This window comes from Magnetofaba australis IT-1 (genome assembly GCF_002109495.1).
GTDB lineage: Bacteria > Pseudomonadota > Magnetococcia > Magnetococcales > Magnetococcaceae > Magnetofaba > Magnetofaba australis.
Genome location: NZ_LVJN01000018.1, coordinates 574973 through 591032, shown reverse-complemented (window position 1 = coordinate 591032; position 16060 = coordinate 574973). Strand labels below are relative to the sequence as shown.

The window sequence follows — 16060 nt, the reverse complement described above, 5'->3', positions numbered from 1 at the left end:
TTGAACTTTTGAAAACAGCACCTATCTATAAGTATGAAACCAGCGGCGGGCAAGATTTCACCGCTGAAAAAGCGCGTTATACGCGCGATCGTCATCATCCGTTTGGCAGAGGGGCGTACGCCATGACCAACATGCTTGTGGCGCTTCGTGATGAGAGGCATTTGGACCAATTCCTGGCGCAGGTGGACAGCTTTCCCATGCTTTCGGCCCAGGAGGAGTTCGACCTGGCGGTGCGCTATCGCGAAAAAGAGGATATCGAGGCCGCGCATAAGTTGGTGACTGCGTATCTGCGCTATGTGGTGCGCATTGCCAAGGAGTACCAGGGCTACTACGGCCTGCGCTTCATGGATCTGGTGCAAGAGGGCTCGGTGGGTCTGATGCAGGCGGTCAAACGCTTCGATCCCCATAAAGGTTTCCGTCTGGCCACCTACGCGCTGTGGTGGATCAAGGCTTCCATTCAGGAGTATGTGTTGCACTCTTGGAGTCTGGTCAAGATCGGCACCACCGCCGCGCAGCGCAAACTCTTCTTCAGCCTGCGCAAGAGCAAGAGCACCATCGACCGTCTGGACACCGTGCAGGCGCAAGAGATCGGCGAGCGTCTGGGCGTCTCCGGCGAAGCGGTGCTGGAGATGGATGCGCGTCTGGCCGGTCGCGACGACAGCCTCAACCGCACGGCGGTGGAGGATGGCGAAGAGATTCAGAATCTGCTGGCCGACCAGACCCCCAACCAGGAGACCCTGTTGTTGGAGGATGAGGCGCAGCGTCTGCGGCGCGAAGCCGCCGCCCGCGCCATGGCGGGCTTGAACGAGCGTGAGCGCATCATCGTGCAGGAGCGCATTCTCAATGCGCAACCGGCCACGCTGGAAACCCTTGGCGAGCGTTTCGGCGTCTCCCGCGAGCGTATCCGCCAGTTGGAAAAACGCGCTCTGGAGAAGATGCGCGGCATCCTCTCGGGCGATGAGCCGATGTTGATGGGCGCCTGAGTCACAGTTTGCCAGGCAATAGAATAGAAAAGGGCGGGATCGTTTGATCCCGCCCTTTTTGTTTGTGGCGATATTCTCATGATAACCGGTCAAAATCTGAATCTGACAAAGAGGCAAAGGCGTGAGGGCGCTTCAAGAGGCTGGGGCGTTGCCCCAGACCCCACAAGGGCTCCGCCCTCGACCCGCCAGGGCGTTGCCCTGGACCCACCAGGCCAATGAGGACAAGTCCGATTTCCCTGGACCCTCGTGAATTTTACTTCCTCATCTGTATGAAGCTTGTTCCTTGTCTGATTTTGGTTTTGCTCAGCTATATAGTCGCCGCAGAAGAGAATTAGACATTTGAAGCGAGAAGATATCGAGGGCTCCGCCCTCGAGCTCCCAAGATCAACAGCTACACCGTGATTCGGACCATCCCTGGTCCTCACCCTTCGGGCTCGCTGCGCGAGTCCGATTTGGCATTCCTGCCAAATCGTGGGCTCCGCCCATGTATGGTCCGCTCCGCCACGGCAAGAGAAAATGTCCACTGATGTGTGAGGCTTAGTCGCGCCCATGTATCCGGCCTGTTGATGAGGGGCTTGTCGCCCTCTGGCCCTGATGGAATTTGCGCGTGGCCCTCCTCAACACACCCTCGGCCTCAATGGGCCCTTGGGCGAAACAGGTTCTTGACCACGCAGGGCTATGCCGTTTCACGCCATCAATCTCGACTCTCTCTCGCAACCTGGCTGGTGGGATCTCTTTCTCTTTCCTTATCGGCCTGTTTTTCTTTTAGAGTTGTATTGCGCTCTCTCTACACAGCGGCGCTGGCCCCATAGGCCTCCTGCTTCACCAGCATCGCCCACGCGCTGCGCGCCATGCGGTTGGCCAGCGCCACCACTGCTCTATTTGCGCCGCGACGTTCCGACACCGACACTGCCCACTGGCTGCGGCGATCCAGCTTGTTTTCACACACGCGCAACGCCGCCCGCGCCCCATGAATCAACAGGGTGCGAAGATAACCGTTTCCCCGCTTGCTGATCCCCGTCAGCCACGCCTTGCCGCCTGTGGAGTGCTGATTGGGAACCAACCCTATCCATGCCGACAGCTCCCGGCCATTCTTAAACGCCCGCACATCCCCCACCGACGCCAACAGCGCCGTCGCCGTGATCGGTCCCACTCCCGGGATCGTCATCAGCAATCGACACTGCGGCTCCGCCTTGGCCAGCGCCTCAATCTCACGCTCATATTTGCCGATGCGCTCATCCAAATGCGCCAACTCATCGCGCTCATCCTCCAGAATTACGCGAAAATTGGCGCTCATTTCCGAGCTCTCATCACTCAAAATCAGCACAATCGCCCGCCGCGCCTGTTTGATGCTCTTGGGAAAGACAATCCCATACTCGGCAAGCAGTCCGCGAATCTGGTTCACCAACGCCGTGCGGTTCTTCACCGCCAGACTGCGTATCCGATGCAGCGACAATATCTCTTGCTGGGCAACGCTTTTGATCCCCACAAAACGCATATTCGGCCGCTGTACCGCTTCGCAAATCGCCTCTGCATCCACGCTGTCGTTCTTGTGCCGCTTCACGTAGGGCTTCACATATTGCGGCGCCATCAAACGCACATCATGCCCATATCCCTGAAATTTCCGCGCCCAATGGTGGGCGCCGCTACTGGCTTCCATCCCCACCAGGCACGGCGGCAGTTGCGCCATGTACTCCAGGAGCTCGTCTCGTTTCAGTCGCTTCTTGAGAACGCTTTTGCCGCTCGCATCGACGCCATGCAACTGAAACACGCTCTTGCCCAGATCAATACCCAGTACCCGTACCTGTCCGTTTTCGATATGATTGCTCATGGTCCGCTCCGACTCCGTTTAGATGGAAAAACACACCACCATCTTGGCCCATTGCGAGGCCGTTTGGGTAGCGGAGCGGACCATTCCATTACACCCGCTTAAGGGTCACAGACCCTATGACGATTTGGCAGGATGGCCAAATCGGACTCGCGCAGCGAGCCCGCAGGGTGAGGGCCATGGATGGCCCGAATCAATCCCGCCTCCGGCCAGCCGGAGGCCAATAGTCAGCGCAAGCTTTACCTGTGTCACACAAACATTGAGGAGCCTGTGCAATTCTGAATTGCGGTGACTATAGATATTAGAAGTGGACAAGCACAGATCGCTATAGTGCGTCAAAACCAAAACTGCACAGTTTTGGATTCTCATGGCGATTCATTGCGGGGCTATTGCGCCGGAATGGCGTCGTATTGCTTCTCCAACCGCTTTTCGGAGACCGGGATGGCGGTTTTCAGATCCTGCGCAAACAGCGACACCCGATACTCTTCGATCATCCAGCGGAACGCCTGCATCTCCTCCGGCCATGGCGCATCGGCTTCGCGCTTGGCTTTGAGCTTCTCCAACTTCGCCTCCCACACGGCGACCTGTTCCAGCTTCTGTTTATCCTTCTCCAGCGATGCGCCGCCGCGCTCCAAGCGCAGGAACGCCGCCTTCAAATAGCGCGGATAGTGCGCCAATTGATCCAACGGCGTCTGCAGCAGGAAGCCTGGATAGAGCAGTGCCGCCAGATGCGTCTTGATAGAGCCCGCCAGATGGCGTTCCGCCGGATGTTTGGGCGCTTTCAGGCGCTTCTTGAGCAGCTCCCGCGCGCTGTGAATCGATTCAAGCAGACGCGCCATTTTGTCGGCTTGCGGCATCAGGTGAGCGCGCCCCGCTTCAAAAGCGGCGAGAAATTGCGCCTCAGTGCGAATCCTCTCCGCGCCGCCCGCCGGGTCGATAAAGGCGCGCTGGGCGGCGGCGAAGGCGAACTCCCGGTTGAGCAGTTCACGCCGTTCGATCTCGCCCAACCCCACCTGCGCCGCCTTATTGATCGGCGGATTCTTGAGCAGGGTCTTGGCGATGGAGGGGAGTTGCAGCAGGAACAGACGGCGTAATCCGCGTTCATGGGCGTTGCGCGCCGCCAGCGGCGCATCATACAGCTTCAACGCCACGGTATCGCCTTCATCGGTGAGGGCCGGGTAGGCGTAGAGAGGGCGTCCTGCGCGGCCGATATCCACCCGCTCGTCGATAGCGCCAAACTGCCAACTGGTCTTGCCGCTGATCTCATGGGAGGACTTGGGCAGGGCGTCGAACTCCGTCTTGGCCTCGGCCCCTAGTTGCGCCTGCAGCGCGGTCAGATCACGCCCCTGAGCCAGCAGACGCCCCGTCTTGGGCTCCAGGACCTTGAAATTCAATGTCAGATGCTCTGGCGCCCGGCTCAAATCCCAATCATCGCGGGAGATGGCCACCCGGTAGCGCTTCTCCACCACGCGCTCCACCGCATCGATCAAGCGGCCGTCGCCGAAGGTCAGATCCCGCATCAGCGTGCGCGCCGCATCGGGCAGCGGCACCATGGGTCGGCGCAAACTCTTGGGCAGCGTTTTGAGCAGCGCCAGCAGCTTCTCCTCCAGCATTCCAGGAACCAGCCACTCAAACGGCGCGGCGGGCATTTGCGCCAGGGCGGGCAGGGGGATATGGGCGCTTACCCCGTCGGTTCCATGGCCGGGGGTGAACTGATACTCCAGGGCGATCTCCTGACCCAGGATGGTCAGATGGCCGGGAAACTCCTCGCCGCTGATATCGGACTCGTCGCTGTGGATCACCAGGTCACGCGGCAGAAAGAGCGCTTTGGGGTTTTTCTTCTCGGCGTTGCGCCGCCAGCGGGTGAGATCCCGCACGCTCACCACCCACTCGGGCAGCGCCTCATCGAAGAAGCGGAACAGTTCGTAATCTTCCGCCAGAATACCGCGGGCGCGGGCGCGGTGCTCCAACTCCTCGGCTTCGGCGATGAGGCGGCGATTGTGCAGATGGAACGGCGCGTCGCTGTGGATTTCGCCCGCCACCAGCGCCTCTTGAATGAAGATCTGCCGTGAAGCGACCGGGTCGATGGGGCCGTAGTGCACCAGTCGTTTGGGCACCAGGGTCAGGCCCAGCAGCGACACCCGCTCATAGGCGCTCACCTGTCCGGCGCGTTTGGACCAGTGGGGCTCGAAGGTCTGCTTCTGCACCTGATGCGGCGCCACCAGCTCCACCCACTCCGGCTCGATCTTGGCGCACTGCCGCGCATAGAGCTTGCTGGTCTCGGCCAGTTCGGCGGACATGATCCACTTGGGCGGCTTGGCGTAGAGGTGGGAGCCGGGAAAAACGTGGAATTTTAGCTGCCGGGTTCCATCGAACTGGCGCTTCTCCACCTTAAAGCCGATGTTGCCCAGCAGGCCGGTGAGGATCGACTGATGCAGCGGTTCATACGCCGCCTCAGTCATATTGGGACGAAAGCCCAACTCCTTGATGGTGATGGTGAGCTGCTGGTGGATATCGCGCCACTCGCGCACCCGCACCCAGGAGAGGAAATTCTGTTTGAGAAACTTACGGAATTTGTTGGCCGATCCGGCCTGCCTCTGGCCCTTTTCGATGAAGCGCCAGAGGTTGATCTGAGCCAGAAACTCCGAGCGGTTGTCGGCAAAGCGACGATGGGCGTCGTCGGCCTTCTGTTTCTGATCATCGGGACGTTCGCGCGGATCCTGGGTGGAGAGGGCGGCGGCGATGATCAGCGCTTCGGTCAACACGCCGCGCTCATTGGCGGCCAGCAGAATCCGGCCAATGCGCGGATCCACTGGTAGTTTGGCCAGATGGCGCCCTACTTCGGTCAAGGCGCCGTCGGCTTCGATGGCGCCCAGTTCATCCAGCAGGCGCAGACCGTCGCGCACGGCGTTGGGACGCGGCGGATCGATAAACGGAAAATCCAACGGATCGCCCAAATTGAGCGACTTCATACTCAGGATTACCGCCGCCAGGGAGGTGCGCAGCGCCTCGGGATCGGTGTGTTCGGGACGATTGAGAAACTCCTCCTCACTATACAAGCGAATGCAGATGCCGTCGGCGATGCGCCCGCAGCGCCCTTTGCGCTGATTGGCCGAGGCTTGGGAGATGTTTTCTATGGGTAAGCGCTGCACCTGGGTGCGGCCCGAGTAGCGGCTGATGCGCGCCAAGCCGGTATCCACCACGCCGCGAATGCGCGGCACCGTGAGCGAGGTTTCGGCGATGTTGGTGGCCAGAATCACCCGCCGTTTGTCGCCGGGATGGAAAATTCGATGCTGCTCGGCGGCGGAGAGGCGGGCGTAGAGCCCCAACACCTCGGTATGGGGCGGGTGGTGCTTGCGCAGCGCCTCGGCGGTTTCGCGAATCTCCCGTTCGCCGGGCAGAAACACCAGCACATCGCCGTTATCGGTGTCGCGGAACAGTTCGTCCACCGCATCCAGAATCGCCGCAATGCGCAGGTCCGCCTGCTGCTGCTTGCCGGGCGCCGGGAATACTTCGTCTTCATCCTCATCGCGCAGGGTGATGGGCGCATAGCGCGTCTCCACCGGATAGGCGCGGCCCGAGACCTCGATAATGGGAGCGTTGTCGAAGTGCTTGCTGAACTTCTCGGTGTCCAGGGTGGCGGAGCTGATGATCAGCTTGAGATCGGGACGGCGCGGCAGGATGCGCTTGATGTAGCCCAGCAGGAAATCGATGTTGAGGCTGCGTTCGTGGGCCTCGTCGACGATGAGGGTGTCATAATCCTCCAGCCAGCGATCCTGCTGGGTCTCCGCCAGCAGCATGCCGTCGGTCATTACCTTGACCAGGGAGTGGGCATTCACACGGTCGTGAAACCGCACTTTGTAGCCGACGGTTTCGCCCACCGCAGAGCCCAGATCCTCCGCCAGATACTCGGCGATGGCGCGGGCGGCGATGCGGCGCGGCTGGGTGACGCCGATGAAGCCATTGACGCCGCGTCCCAACTGCAGACAGATTTTCGGAAGTTGTGTGGTCTTGCCCGATCCGGTCTCGCCGCACAGCACCACCACCTGATGCTCGCGGATCGCCGCGGCGATCTCATCCCGGCGCGCGCTAACCGGCAGTTGCTCGGGGAAGTTGGGCTCAGGGATGGCGCGCACGCGCTCATCACGCCGGGTTACCGCATCAGAAACCGCCTGCTCCAACTCAAGCAGGGTCTCCTCCTTGGGGCCGCGATTCTGCTTGACCGCCTTCTGCGCGCCCTGGATGCGCCGCCGCAGGCGCGTCTGATCGCGCCGCAGGGCGTTATCCAGTTGCGTCCAGAGGGTATTCAGGCGTTGCTTGGGGTGCTTGGCTGCTTGACTCATGAATTCACTTGCTTGCTGTTAGCCACGTGATAGACGTCAAACCGGGTGCTGCGCCCGCTGATGGCGTGGCCCGGCTTAGGGCCGTCCAACGGCGGCGCCTTTAGGGGGCGTTTGACCACCACCCGTTTGCCCGCCAGTTGCAGCGCCCCCGCCAACGTTTCCGCCGCATCGGCGTCGTCGCCCACCAATTGTTTCAGGCGCCGCATCTCCTTGTTGGGCAGCGCGCCCTTCTTCTTCTCCGGGAACATCGGGTCCAGCGTGATCACATCCGGCGGCTCGTCGGACCACTGCGCCATCAGCTCCCGCGCATCGCCCGCCAACAGACGCATCCGCGTCGCCAAAGGCGCCGCCTCGTCATCCCGTTGCGCGCGCTGTAACGCATCTTCCAGCAGCGCCGCGATGATGGGAGACCGTTCGATCAGAGTCACCGCGCAGCCCAGGCGGGCCAGAATCCAGGCATCGCCGCCCAGTCCGGCGGTGGCGTCCAGAATGGACGGCGTGACGCCGCCTTTGACCCCCACCGCCTTGGCCAACGGCTGGCCGCGCTCCCAGTTCTCCGCCGCGCCGCCGCTGAACTCGGCGAAGACCGGTCCGCCGCCGGTGGGATCCGTCAGCGCGCGCAGCTCCAAGCGCTCCGCCGTCACCACCAGAAGATGGCTCATCCCCTCGGCGGAGGCGATGCAGGGCAGGCGCAGGCGCGCGGCCCATTGTTGTGCCACGGACTGAACGTCCAGGCTTTCGGCCCAAACGCCAAGGGGGGGCTGCGTTGTGGTCAATGGCGCTCCTTGGGGAAAACGCGGGGAAATCGTCTGCTGGATTTGCTTCTTGGGCCGCAGCGGCCTAAGATGGTCGCCCGCGAAATTTCCGGGCGATCCTAGCATGAAGCGTCGGCTCATCAAAGGCGCGCCCCGTCGTTGATAAATGGATACCCGTATGACCACAGCTCCTCTGCGCGTCGCCTTTCAGGGCATGCCCGGCGCCTATAGCGAACAGGCGTGCCGCGAACGTCTGCCCGGCGGCGAATACCTCCCGTTCAAAACCTTCGAGGAGGTGTTTGACGCGGTGGATGAGGGGCGCGTGCAGTTGGGCATGGTCCCGGTGGAGAACAGCATGGCCGGGGTGGTCTCCGACAGCTACGACCTGCTGGCGATCAAGGATCTGCACATCATCGGCGAATACTTCCTGCCGGTTCGCCACTGCCTGATGGCCCATCGTGGCGTGAGCTTGGAGCAGGTGCGCAAAGTCTACTCACACCCGCAGGCGTTGGCGCAGTGTCAGGGCTTTCTCAAACGTCAGGGGTGGGAGCGCGTCGCCGTCTACGACACCGCCGGCGCCGCCGAGGATCTGAGCCGCAACGGCCACCCCCACGAAGCGGCCATCGCCTCGGAGCTGGCCGCCGAGCTCTATGACCTGGAGATCCTGGCGCGCAACATTCAGGACAGCCGCCGCAACACCACCCGTTTTCTGGTTATCTCCAAACAGGGCAAGCCGCTGGATCCGCAAATTGAATCGGTCAAGACCAGCCTGCTGTTTGAGGTGCGCAACATCCCCGCCGCGCTGTATAAATGCCTGGGCGGCTTCGCCACCAACGGCATCAACCTGACCCGCCTGGAGTCGCGCCCGGTGGCGGGCAAGGATTGGAGCTACCACTTCTATCTGGACTTCCAGGGCCGCCCCGACCATGAACCGTCGCAACTGGCCATCGAGGAGCTGGGCTTCTTCACCCACAGCCTGAAAATTCTCGGCAGCTACCCGGAAGCGCCCAAACCGCCGGAAGATCCCGACCCGCAAGCGGGCGAGGAGGGGGCATGATCGCCTATCCGCAGTTCGACCCCATCATTTTCGAAGTCGGGCCGCTGGCGGTGCGCTGGTACGGGCTGATGTACACGCTCTCCTTCCTCTTTGCCTGGCCGCTGCTCAACTACCGCGCCAAGCGCTTCATGCCGCAACTGACTTCGGACCATCTGGGCGATATTCTCATCTACACCCTCATGGGCATCGTGCTGGGCGGACGCTTCGGCTATATCCTGTTCTACCAGTTCGACTACTATCTGCATCATCCCCTCGCCATTCTGCGCGTGTGGGAGGGGGGCATGTCGTTCCATGGCGGTCTGCTGGGGGGCATCGCCGCCTGCCTGCTCTATTCGCGAAAATCCGGCATTCCCTGCCTGCAACTGGCCGACCTGGCGTTCCCCATCGCCCCGGTGGGGCTGCTGCTGGGACGCATCGGCAACTTCATCAATGGCGAGCTGTGGGGCCGCGTCACCGACGTCCCCTGGGCTATGGTGTTCCCCACCGGCGGTCCGTTGCCGCGCCATCCCAGCCAACTCTATGAAGCCTTCCTGGAGGGGGTCTGCCTGTTCATTCTGATGTGGACGCTGGGCAATAAGCCGCGTCCGGCGGGCTTCCTGCTGGGGCTGTTCATCATGGGCTATGCGGTGTGTCGCTTCCTGGTGGAGTTCGTGCGCGAACCCGACGCCCATCTGGGGCTACTGGCGCTGGGGCTCTCCATGGGCCAATGGCTCACCCTGCCCATGTTCCTGGTCGGTCTGGGACTGCTGCTGCGCGCCCAGCGCAAAGGCGCGCAGGCGGCGTAAGCGACGCTCATGTCCAGCGAACCGCGCGCCCCCGCCCATCCGCTGAAAAAGGTCGCCAAGAGCCTGCCGCTGGCGCCTGGCGTCTATCGCTACCTGGACGCAGGCGGAACCGTGCTCTATGTGGGCAAGGCCAAGCAGCTGCGCAAGCGCACGCTCTCCTATTTCACCAAGAATCAGCAATCGCCGCGCATTCAGGTGATGCTCAGTCTGGCCCGTGGGCTGGAGGTGACCATCACCGAAACCGAGAGCGAGGCGCTGATTCTGGAAGCGTCGCTGATCAAAAAGCTCAAGCCGCGCTATAATGTGCTGCTCAAGGACGACAAGTCCTACCCCTATCTGCACCTGAGCACCAACCATGCGTTTCCGCGCCTGTCGCTCTATCGCGGCGACCGCAGACCGCCAGGCAAGTACTACGGACCCTATCCGTCGGCCCATGCGGTGCGCGAGACCCTCAAGTGGATCCAGAAGATCTTCCCCATCCGTCAGTGCGATGATAACGAGTTCAATCTGCGCACGCGTCCCTGTCTGCAGTTTCAGATTCACCGCTGCAACGGACCCTGTTGCGATCGGGTGAGTACTGAAGAGTACGCAGCGCTGACCCGCGACGTCATTCTGTTCCTGGAGGGCAAGGACAAGCAGCTCACCGAGATGCTCGCAGCGGCCATGTGGTCGGCCTCTGAAGAGCGCGACTTTGAAGGCGCCAAGGTGCTGCGGGACCGTATCCGCGCCATCGAATATGTGCAGCGTCAGCGCCGAGTCAATCTGGCCGCTGACGCCGATATGGATATCGCCGCCATTGAGCTGGGCGGCGGCATCGCTTCGGCGCAGGTGTTCTTCATCCGCCGGGGGGTCAATCTGGGCAGTCGTGGATTGATTCTGGAGCAGACCGGCGACTCCGATCCTGAAGAGATCCTCGAACAGTTCCTGCAGCAGTTCTACAGCGATAAGCCGCCACCGTCTGAAGTGGTGGTGGATCTCGATCTCACCGAGCGGGCGTGGTTGGAGAATGCCCTCTCCGAGCGACGCGGCCAGCGGGTCACCCTGACCCGCCCCCAGCGCGGCGAAAAACACCGCCTGTTGATGCTGGCCAGGGACAACGCCAAGCAGGCGCTGCAGCGCCATATGAGCGGGCAGGAGGAGGTGCGGCGCAAGCTGGAGGCGCTGACCGAGGCGCTCAATCTGCCGCAGACGCCAGACCGCATTGAGGTCTACGATATGTCCCACATCCAGGACAGCGAGGCGGTGGGGGCGATGATCGTGTTCGGCCCGGAAGGGTTCCGCAAAAACCAATACCGCAAATTCAACTTCAAGGATCCCAATCTCGCCGACGATACGGCGCGCATGGCCGAGGTGCTCACACGCCGTCTCACCCGCTTGAAAAACAGCGAAAATGAACAGAGTGAAGGGAGCGGTGAGGCGTGGCCGGATCTAATCCTGCTGGATGGCGGCCAGGGGCAGCTCAATGCGGTGATGCGGGTCGCGCGCGAAATGCAGATGGATGACATCGCCTTTTGCGGCATCGCCAAAGGACCGGAGCGCAATGCCGGACGCGAGCGGCTGTTCTTGCCCGACGCCGACGAACCCCTTATACTCCCTCACGACTCGCCTGCGCTGTTTCTATTGCAACAGATCCGCGACGAAGCGCACCGCTTCGCCATCGGCTTTCATCGCAACAAGCGCGGCAAGCGGCAGATCAAATCGGCCCTGGACGCCATCCCCGGCGTGGGTCCGCGACGCAAGAAGGCGCTCATCGCCCGGTTTGGCTCGGCGCGCGGGGTGTCGGAAGCCAGCGTGCGCGAATTGGCGCAGACGCCCGGCGTCTCCCAAACCCTGGCCGAAACCATATTGGACGCTTTGAAATCGGACTCCTGACGTAAGAGCTGCGCATCGTGCATCTGAATCTGCCCAACTGGCTCACTTTGAGCCGGATTATCATGATCCCGTTCTTTGTGGGGGCGATCTACCTGTCCGGCGATTGGGGCAACCTGGTCGCCGCCAGTCTGTTCGCCATCGCTGGCGTGACCGATTGGGCCGATGGCTATATCGCGCGCAAGCAGGGGTTGGTGTCGGCGTTTGGCAAGTTCTTCGATCCCGTCGCCGACAAGTTGTTGGTGGTGGCCGCCCTGGTGATTCTGCTTGATCAACAGCGCGTCGATCTGGTGGTGGTGATGGTGCTCATCATCCGCGAGATCCTGGTGATGGCGCTGCGGGAGTTCATGGCCGGGCAGGGCAGCGGCGCGCCGGTTTCCTGGATTGGCAAGTGGAAAACCGCCATGCAGATGCTCGGCATCGGCATGGCGCTGCTGCAGGACTCCTTTTTTAGCCTGCCGCTGGGGATGCCCGGGCAGTTGTGCCTGTACGTCTCCGCCGTGCTGTCGGTGTGGTCGGCGTTCTACTACATGCGCGATGCGTGGGATAAAATCCGACCGTAACACGCCTGTTGCGCCGGGTTCACACGATTGCGCGAGAATTTTTTTTCAAATTTGCGCATCGTTTGCTTGACCCGTCGCCGACATTGCCTTATAACATCCCCTCACCGTTGGCCAAGCGAACAACCACAGCCACGGTGAACAGTCGTACAAAGCACGGAATTTGTGGTAGAGTAGCAAGCGTGCGGGAGTAGCTCAGGGGTAGAGCGCAACCTTGCCAAGGTTGATGTCGAGGGTTCAAATCCCTTCTCCCGCTCCATTTTCTCTCTTCACACATTCTCGCGATTGCGATGATGGCCGGGTGGCGAAGTGGTCTAACGCTGAGGTCTGCAAAACCTTTATTCGTGGGTTCGAATCCCACCCCGGCCTCCAGCTCTTTGCTAACGAAGGCGTTGAAAATTATCTATCCTGCGGGAGTAGCTCAGGGGTAGAGCGCAACCTTGCCAAGGTTGATGTCGAGGGTTCAAATCCCTTCTCCCGCTCCAATTCGATCGCTTGACGGTCCATAAGGCGGCCTGCCGTACCTCGCAGTGCCGCCTTTTTTGTTTGTGATATGGATGCGCAGCGGTGTTCAAGTTGTCTGTTGTGAGTAGAATTGAGTAGAATAACTCTTCTATGCTGCAACGCGTGTTGAACCCTCTGGTTGTTGAACTGTCTGATGAGTTAACGAAGACAGACAGGCAGTACGGTCGTTTTCAGGAAGTTGCAAGCGGAATAATCACGCTTGTTGAGGTCGCCGATATCCCCATTAGCCGATATCGGCGAAAATTTCACGACGGTCGGCTCGCTGCTTTCGCCTCCAGCCCCGACCGCGCAATAAAAAGGACCCCGCATCATGGGTAACGCCACGGTTCCCGACTACATTTTCCACAAGAACGACCGTATTGCCGTCTTCATCGACGGTTCCAACCTGTATGCCGCAATCCGCTCCCTGGGTTTCGACTTCGACTACAAAAAGCTGCTGCAGTTTTTCCGCGGTCGCTGCCGCCTGATGCGCGCTTACTACTTCACCGCGCTGGGCGATGATCAGGAGTATTCGCCCATCCGCCCGCTGGTGGACTGGCTCGCCTACAACGGTTATTCCGTGGTGACCAAGCCCATCAAAGAGTATGTGGACCCGGTCACCGGTAACAAGCGCACCAAGGGCAATATGGACATTGAGATCGCTGTCTCCATGCTGCGCTTGGCTCCCAACTATGATCATGCGGTGCTGTTCTCCGGCGACGGCGACTTCCGCAGCGTGGTCGAGGCGCTGCAGGAGCAGGGCAAGACCGTGACCGTGATCAGCTCTCTGCTGACCCATCCGCCCATGATCGCCGACGAACTGCGTCGTCAAGCTGACTACTTCCTGGAGCTGGCCAAGATCAAGGATGAGTTGATCCGCGAGCAGCATGGCTCCCCGGGCGGGGCGCACCCGCAGCAAAGCGCCCCCAGCGCGACGCCGGACAATATTGGCAACCAGGCCCCTTAACGGGTTGCTGCTGGCGCAGCGACGCCCGCCGATGAAAAAATGCAAACGCTCCCGTGAAAACGGGAGCGTTTTTGCGTATAAAGCCTGCACGCATCGCCAAAATCATCATGTGGCTTTCCAATTGAGTCGCATCAACCCTGGACCCACATCGATGATTTTAGGATGATGTGTGATCGACTTGAAACATATCACGCCAGCATAACAAAGGGCGGTTCATGGGTAAGATAGCTTTTCTGTTCCCCGGACAAGGCGCGCAGAGCGTCGGCATGGGTCAGGCGTTGAGCGCCGAAGGCGGCGCCATTGGCGCCTATTTTGAGCAGGCTGACGCCGCGTTGGGCGAATCCTTAAGCGGGCTGATGTTCAATGGCCCAGAGGATCAATTGACCCTCACGCGCAATACGCAACCAGCGCTGGTCACCACCGCTATGGCGGCGTATCAGATGGTCACCGAGCGCACCGCCATCCGCCCCGACTTTGTCGCCGGCCACTCCCTGGGCGAATACGCCGCCATCTGTGCGGCGGGCGGTCTGGCGTTTGCCGATGCGGTGCGGCTGACCCGTCTGCGCGGCGACGCCATGCAGTCGGCGGTCCCGGTGGGGCAGGGCGCCATGGCGGCGATGCTGAATATGGCCGAAGCCGACGTCGAGGCGGTGTGCGCCGAGGCGGCCGAGGCTACCGGCGGCGTGTGCGTGCCCGCCAACTATAACACCGCCGTGCAGATCGTCATATCCGGCGCCAAAGCGGCGGTGGAGAAGGCGGTGGAGTTGGCCAAGGAGCGCGGCGCCAAGCGCTGCCTTCTGCTGCCGGTCTCCGCACCCTTCCATTGTCCCCTGATGCAACCCGCCGCCGAGGCGATGCAAGCGGCTTTGGCTGACGCCCAGATCAATGATCTGAGCGTGCCGTTGATCGCCAATGTCAGCGCCGCGCCGACCCAGGACGCCGAGACCGTGCGCCGTCAACTAGTGGAACAGGTGACCGGCTCGGTGCGCTGGGAAGCCTCCATGCAGCGTTTGCTCGATGAGGGCGTGGACACCTTCCTGGAGCTGGGTACCGGCAAGGCGCTGTGCGGCATGCTCAAGCGCATCGATAAAAGCGCCCGCGCCATTCCGGTCAATGGGCCGGAAGATCTGGCCGCGTTGGCGGATCTGTAATCCAAGAAATTTGTAGCAAATGGGAGCAGTTACTATGAAGGATCGCGTCGCCCTGGTCACCGGCTCCACGCGCGGCATCGGCAAGAGCATCGCGCTGGATCTGGCGCGTCGCGGCGCCCATGTGGTGGTGAGCGGAACCAATCAAGAGAAGATCGCCCAAACCGTAGCGGAAATTGAAGCTTTGGGCGTGCAGGCGTTGGGCGTGTCCGCTGACCTCAGCCAATCGGAGTCCGCCGCGCAATTGATCGACGCCGCCATGGGCAAGTTTGGCCGCATCGACATTCTGGTCAATAATGCGGGCATCACCCGCGACGGCCTGATGTTGCGTATGAAAGAGGACGATTGGGAGGCGGTGCTCAACGTCAATCTCAGCAGCGTGTTTCGTCTGGTCAAACTGGCGCTCAAGCCGATGATGAAGGCGCGCTTCGGGCGCATCATCAACATCACCTCGGTGGTGGGCTTCACCGGCAATCCCGGTCAGGCCAACTACACCGCCGCCAAGGCCGGACTGGTGGGTTTCTCCCGCAGTGTGGCGCGTGAAGTCGCCCCGCGCGGCATCACGGTCAACTGCGTGGCGCCCGGTTTCATCGCCACCGATATGACCGAAGCATTGAATGATCAGGCGCGGGAGGCTATCCTCTCACAAATTCCCACGGGAGCCATGGGCTCGGCAGAGGATATCGCAGGCGCGGTGGCCTATCTGGCCGCGGAGTCGACCAGCTATGTCACCGGCGAGACCTTGCATGTCAACGGCGGCATGTATATGGGTTAATTTGTTACGGATTAAACGGCGATGCGCCGTTGATCAAAATCGAAACTGTCGGCGAGGAGACCCCAGGCGCCGAAGCTTCGAGTGAAAGCAGTCCATCTTCAGCGCAGCGCCGCCACGGGCGCGCGGCGCCTCACTTAAGGGAACGAAATCAATGAGCGACATTGTTGAACGCGTGAAAAAGATCGTGGTGGAACAACTGGGCGTGGACGCCGAAAAAGTCAACACCGACTCCAACTTTGTCGATGACCTGGGCGCCGACTCCCTCGACAGCGTTGAGCTGGTGATGGCTCTGGAAGAGGAGTTTGGTTGCGAAATTCCCGACGAGGCGGCTGAAAAGATCACCTCCGTGCAAGAGGCGATTGACTACATCAACGCCAATATGGACTAAGACGCCCTTTGGGCGCCGCCGTGCGCTGGTTCTCCCGGCGTGCGGGGATTCTTGAAACCGCCAGGCGCTGTTTGCAGCTCGTTTGCTGATAACAGCGC

12 protein-coding genes and 3 tRNA genes are annotated in these 16060 nt (G+C 61.2%); 12 read left to right on the top strand and 3 right to left on the bottom strand.

Going from position 1 to position 16060, the window contains the following annotated elements; all coding sequences use genetic code 11:
- The first annotated feature begins 122 nt into the window (after positions 1–122).
- Entirely contained in the window at positions 123–983 is an 861-nt protein-coding gene (gene rpoH / locus MAIT1_RS08695; protein WP_085442034.1) for an RNA polymerase sigma factor RpoH, read from the top strand.
- 787 nt (positions 984–1770) lie between these two features.
- Here rpoH and MAIT1_RS08690 read toward each other — a convergent pair.
- The 3 genes from MAIT1_RS08690 to MAIT1_RS08680 all read right to left on the bottom strand — a co-directional run bounded on the left by MAIT1_RS08690 (position 1771) and on the right by MAIT1_RS08680 (position 7873).
- Positions 1771–2814 carry an IS110 family RNA-guided transposase gene (locus MAIT1_RS08690; protein WP_085441881.1) on the bottom strand — a complete coding sequence of 348 codons (1044 nt, stop codon included), beginning with the start codon at positions 2812–2814 and terminating at the stop codon, positions 1771–1773.
- A 383-nt stretch (positions 2815–3197) separates the two neighbouring features.
- Entirely contained in the window at positions 3198–7154 is a 3957-nt protein-coding gene (gene hrpA / locus MAIT1_RS08685) for an ATP-dependent RNA helicase HrpA (protein ID WP_085441880.1), read from the bottom strand.
- On the bottom strand, positions 7151–7873 hold the full coding sequence (locus tag MAIT1_RS08680; RefSeq protein ID WP_198947832.1) for a class I SAM-dependent methyltransferase: 723 nt from the start codon (positions 7871–7873) through the stop codon (positions 7151–7153). The genes hrpA and MAIT1_RS08680 overlap by 4 nt, the downstream gene beginning before the upstream one ends.
- A 214-nt stretch (positions 7874–8087) precedes the next feature.
- Here MAIT1_RS08680 and pheA point away from each other — a divergent pair, with 214 nt between their 5' ends.
- The 11 genes from pheA to acpP all read left to right on the top strand — a co-directional run bounded on the left by pheA (position 8088) and on the right by acpP (position 15962).
- Positions 8088–8966 carry a prephenate dehydratase gene (gene pheA / locus MAIT1_RS08675; RefSeq protein ID WP_085441878.1) on the top strand — a complete coding sequence of 293 codons (879 nt, stop codon included), beginning with the start codon at positions 8088–8090 and terminating at the stop codon, positions 8964–8966.
- Complete coding sequence (gene lgt, locus MAIT1_RS08670; protein WP_085441877.1) at positions 8963–9751, top strand: prolipoprotein diacylglyceryl transferase; 789 nt, start codon at positions 8963–8965, stop codon at positions 9749–9751. Before pheA ends, lgt begins: the two co-directional genes overlap by 4 nt.
- A 9-nt stretch (positions 9752–9760) precedes the next feature.
- Complete coding sequence (gene uvrC, locus MAIT1_RS08665; protein WP_085441876.1) at positions 9761–11623, top strand: excinuclease ABC subunit UvrC; 1863 nt, start codon at positions 9761–9763, stop codon at positions 11621–11623.
- 17 nt (positions 11624–11640) lie between these two features.
- Complete coding sequence (gene pgsA, locus MAIT1_RS08660; protein WP_085441875.1) at positions 11641–12183, top strand: CDP-diacylglycerol--glycerol-3-phosphate 3-phosphatidyltransferase; 543 nt, start codon at positions 11641–11643, stop codon at positions 12181–12183.
- A 181-nt stretch (positions 12184–12364) separates the two neighbouring features.
- A tRNA-Gly gene (locus MAIT1_RS08655) sits at positions 12365–12439 on the top strand.
- Between the two features lie 36 nt (positions 12440–12475).
- Positions 12476–12552, top strand: a tRNA-Cys gene (locus MAIT1_RS08650).
- Between the two features lie 38 nt (positions 12553–12590).
- Positions 12591–12665, top strand: a tRNA-Gly gene (locus tag MAIT1_RS08645).
- Between the two features lie 350 nt (positions 12666–13015).
- On the top strand, positions 13016–13651 hold the full coding sequence (locus tag MAIT1_RS08635; RefSeq protein ID WP_085441873.1) for a LabA-like NYN domain-containing protein: 636 nt from the start codon (positions 13016–13018) through the stop codon (positions 13649–13651).
- A gap of 215 nt (positions 13652–13866) precedes the next feature.
- The gene (fabD, locus tag MAIT1_RS08630) at positions 13867–14802 is read left to right on the top strand and encodes an ACP S-malonyltransferase (protein WP_085441872.1); all 936 of its coding nucleotides are present in this window, start codon (positions 13867–13869) and stop codon (positions 14800–14802) included.
- Between the two features lie 34 nt (positions 14803–14836).
- Complete coding sequence (gene fabG, locus MAIT1_RS08625) at positions 14837–15574, top strand: 3-oxoacyl-ACP reductase FabG (RefSeq protein ID WP_085441871.1); 738 nt, start codon at positions 14837–14839, stop codon at positions 15572–15574.
- 151 nt (positions 15575–15725) lie between these two features.
- Entirely contained in the window at positions 15726–15962 is a 237-nt protein-coding gene (acpP, locus tag MAIT1_RS08620; protein ID WP_085441870.1) for an acyl carrier protein, read from the top strand.
- The last annotated feature ends 98 nt before the right edge of the window (positions 15963–16060 follow it).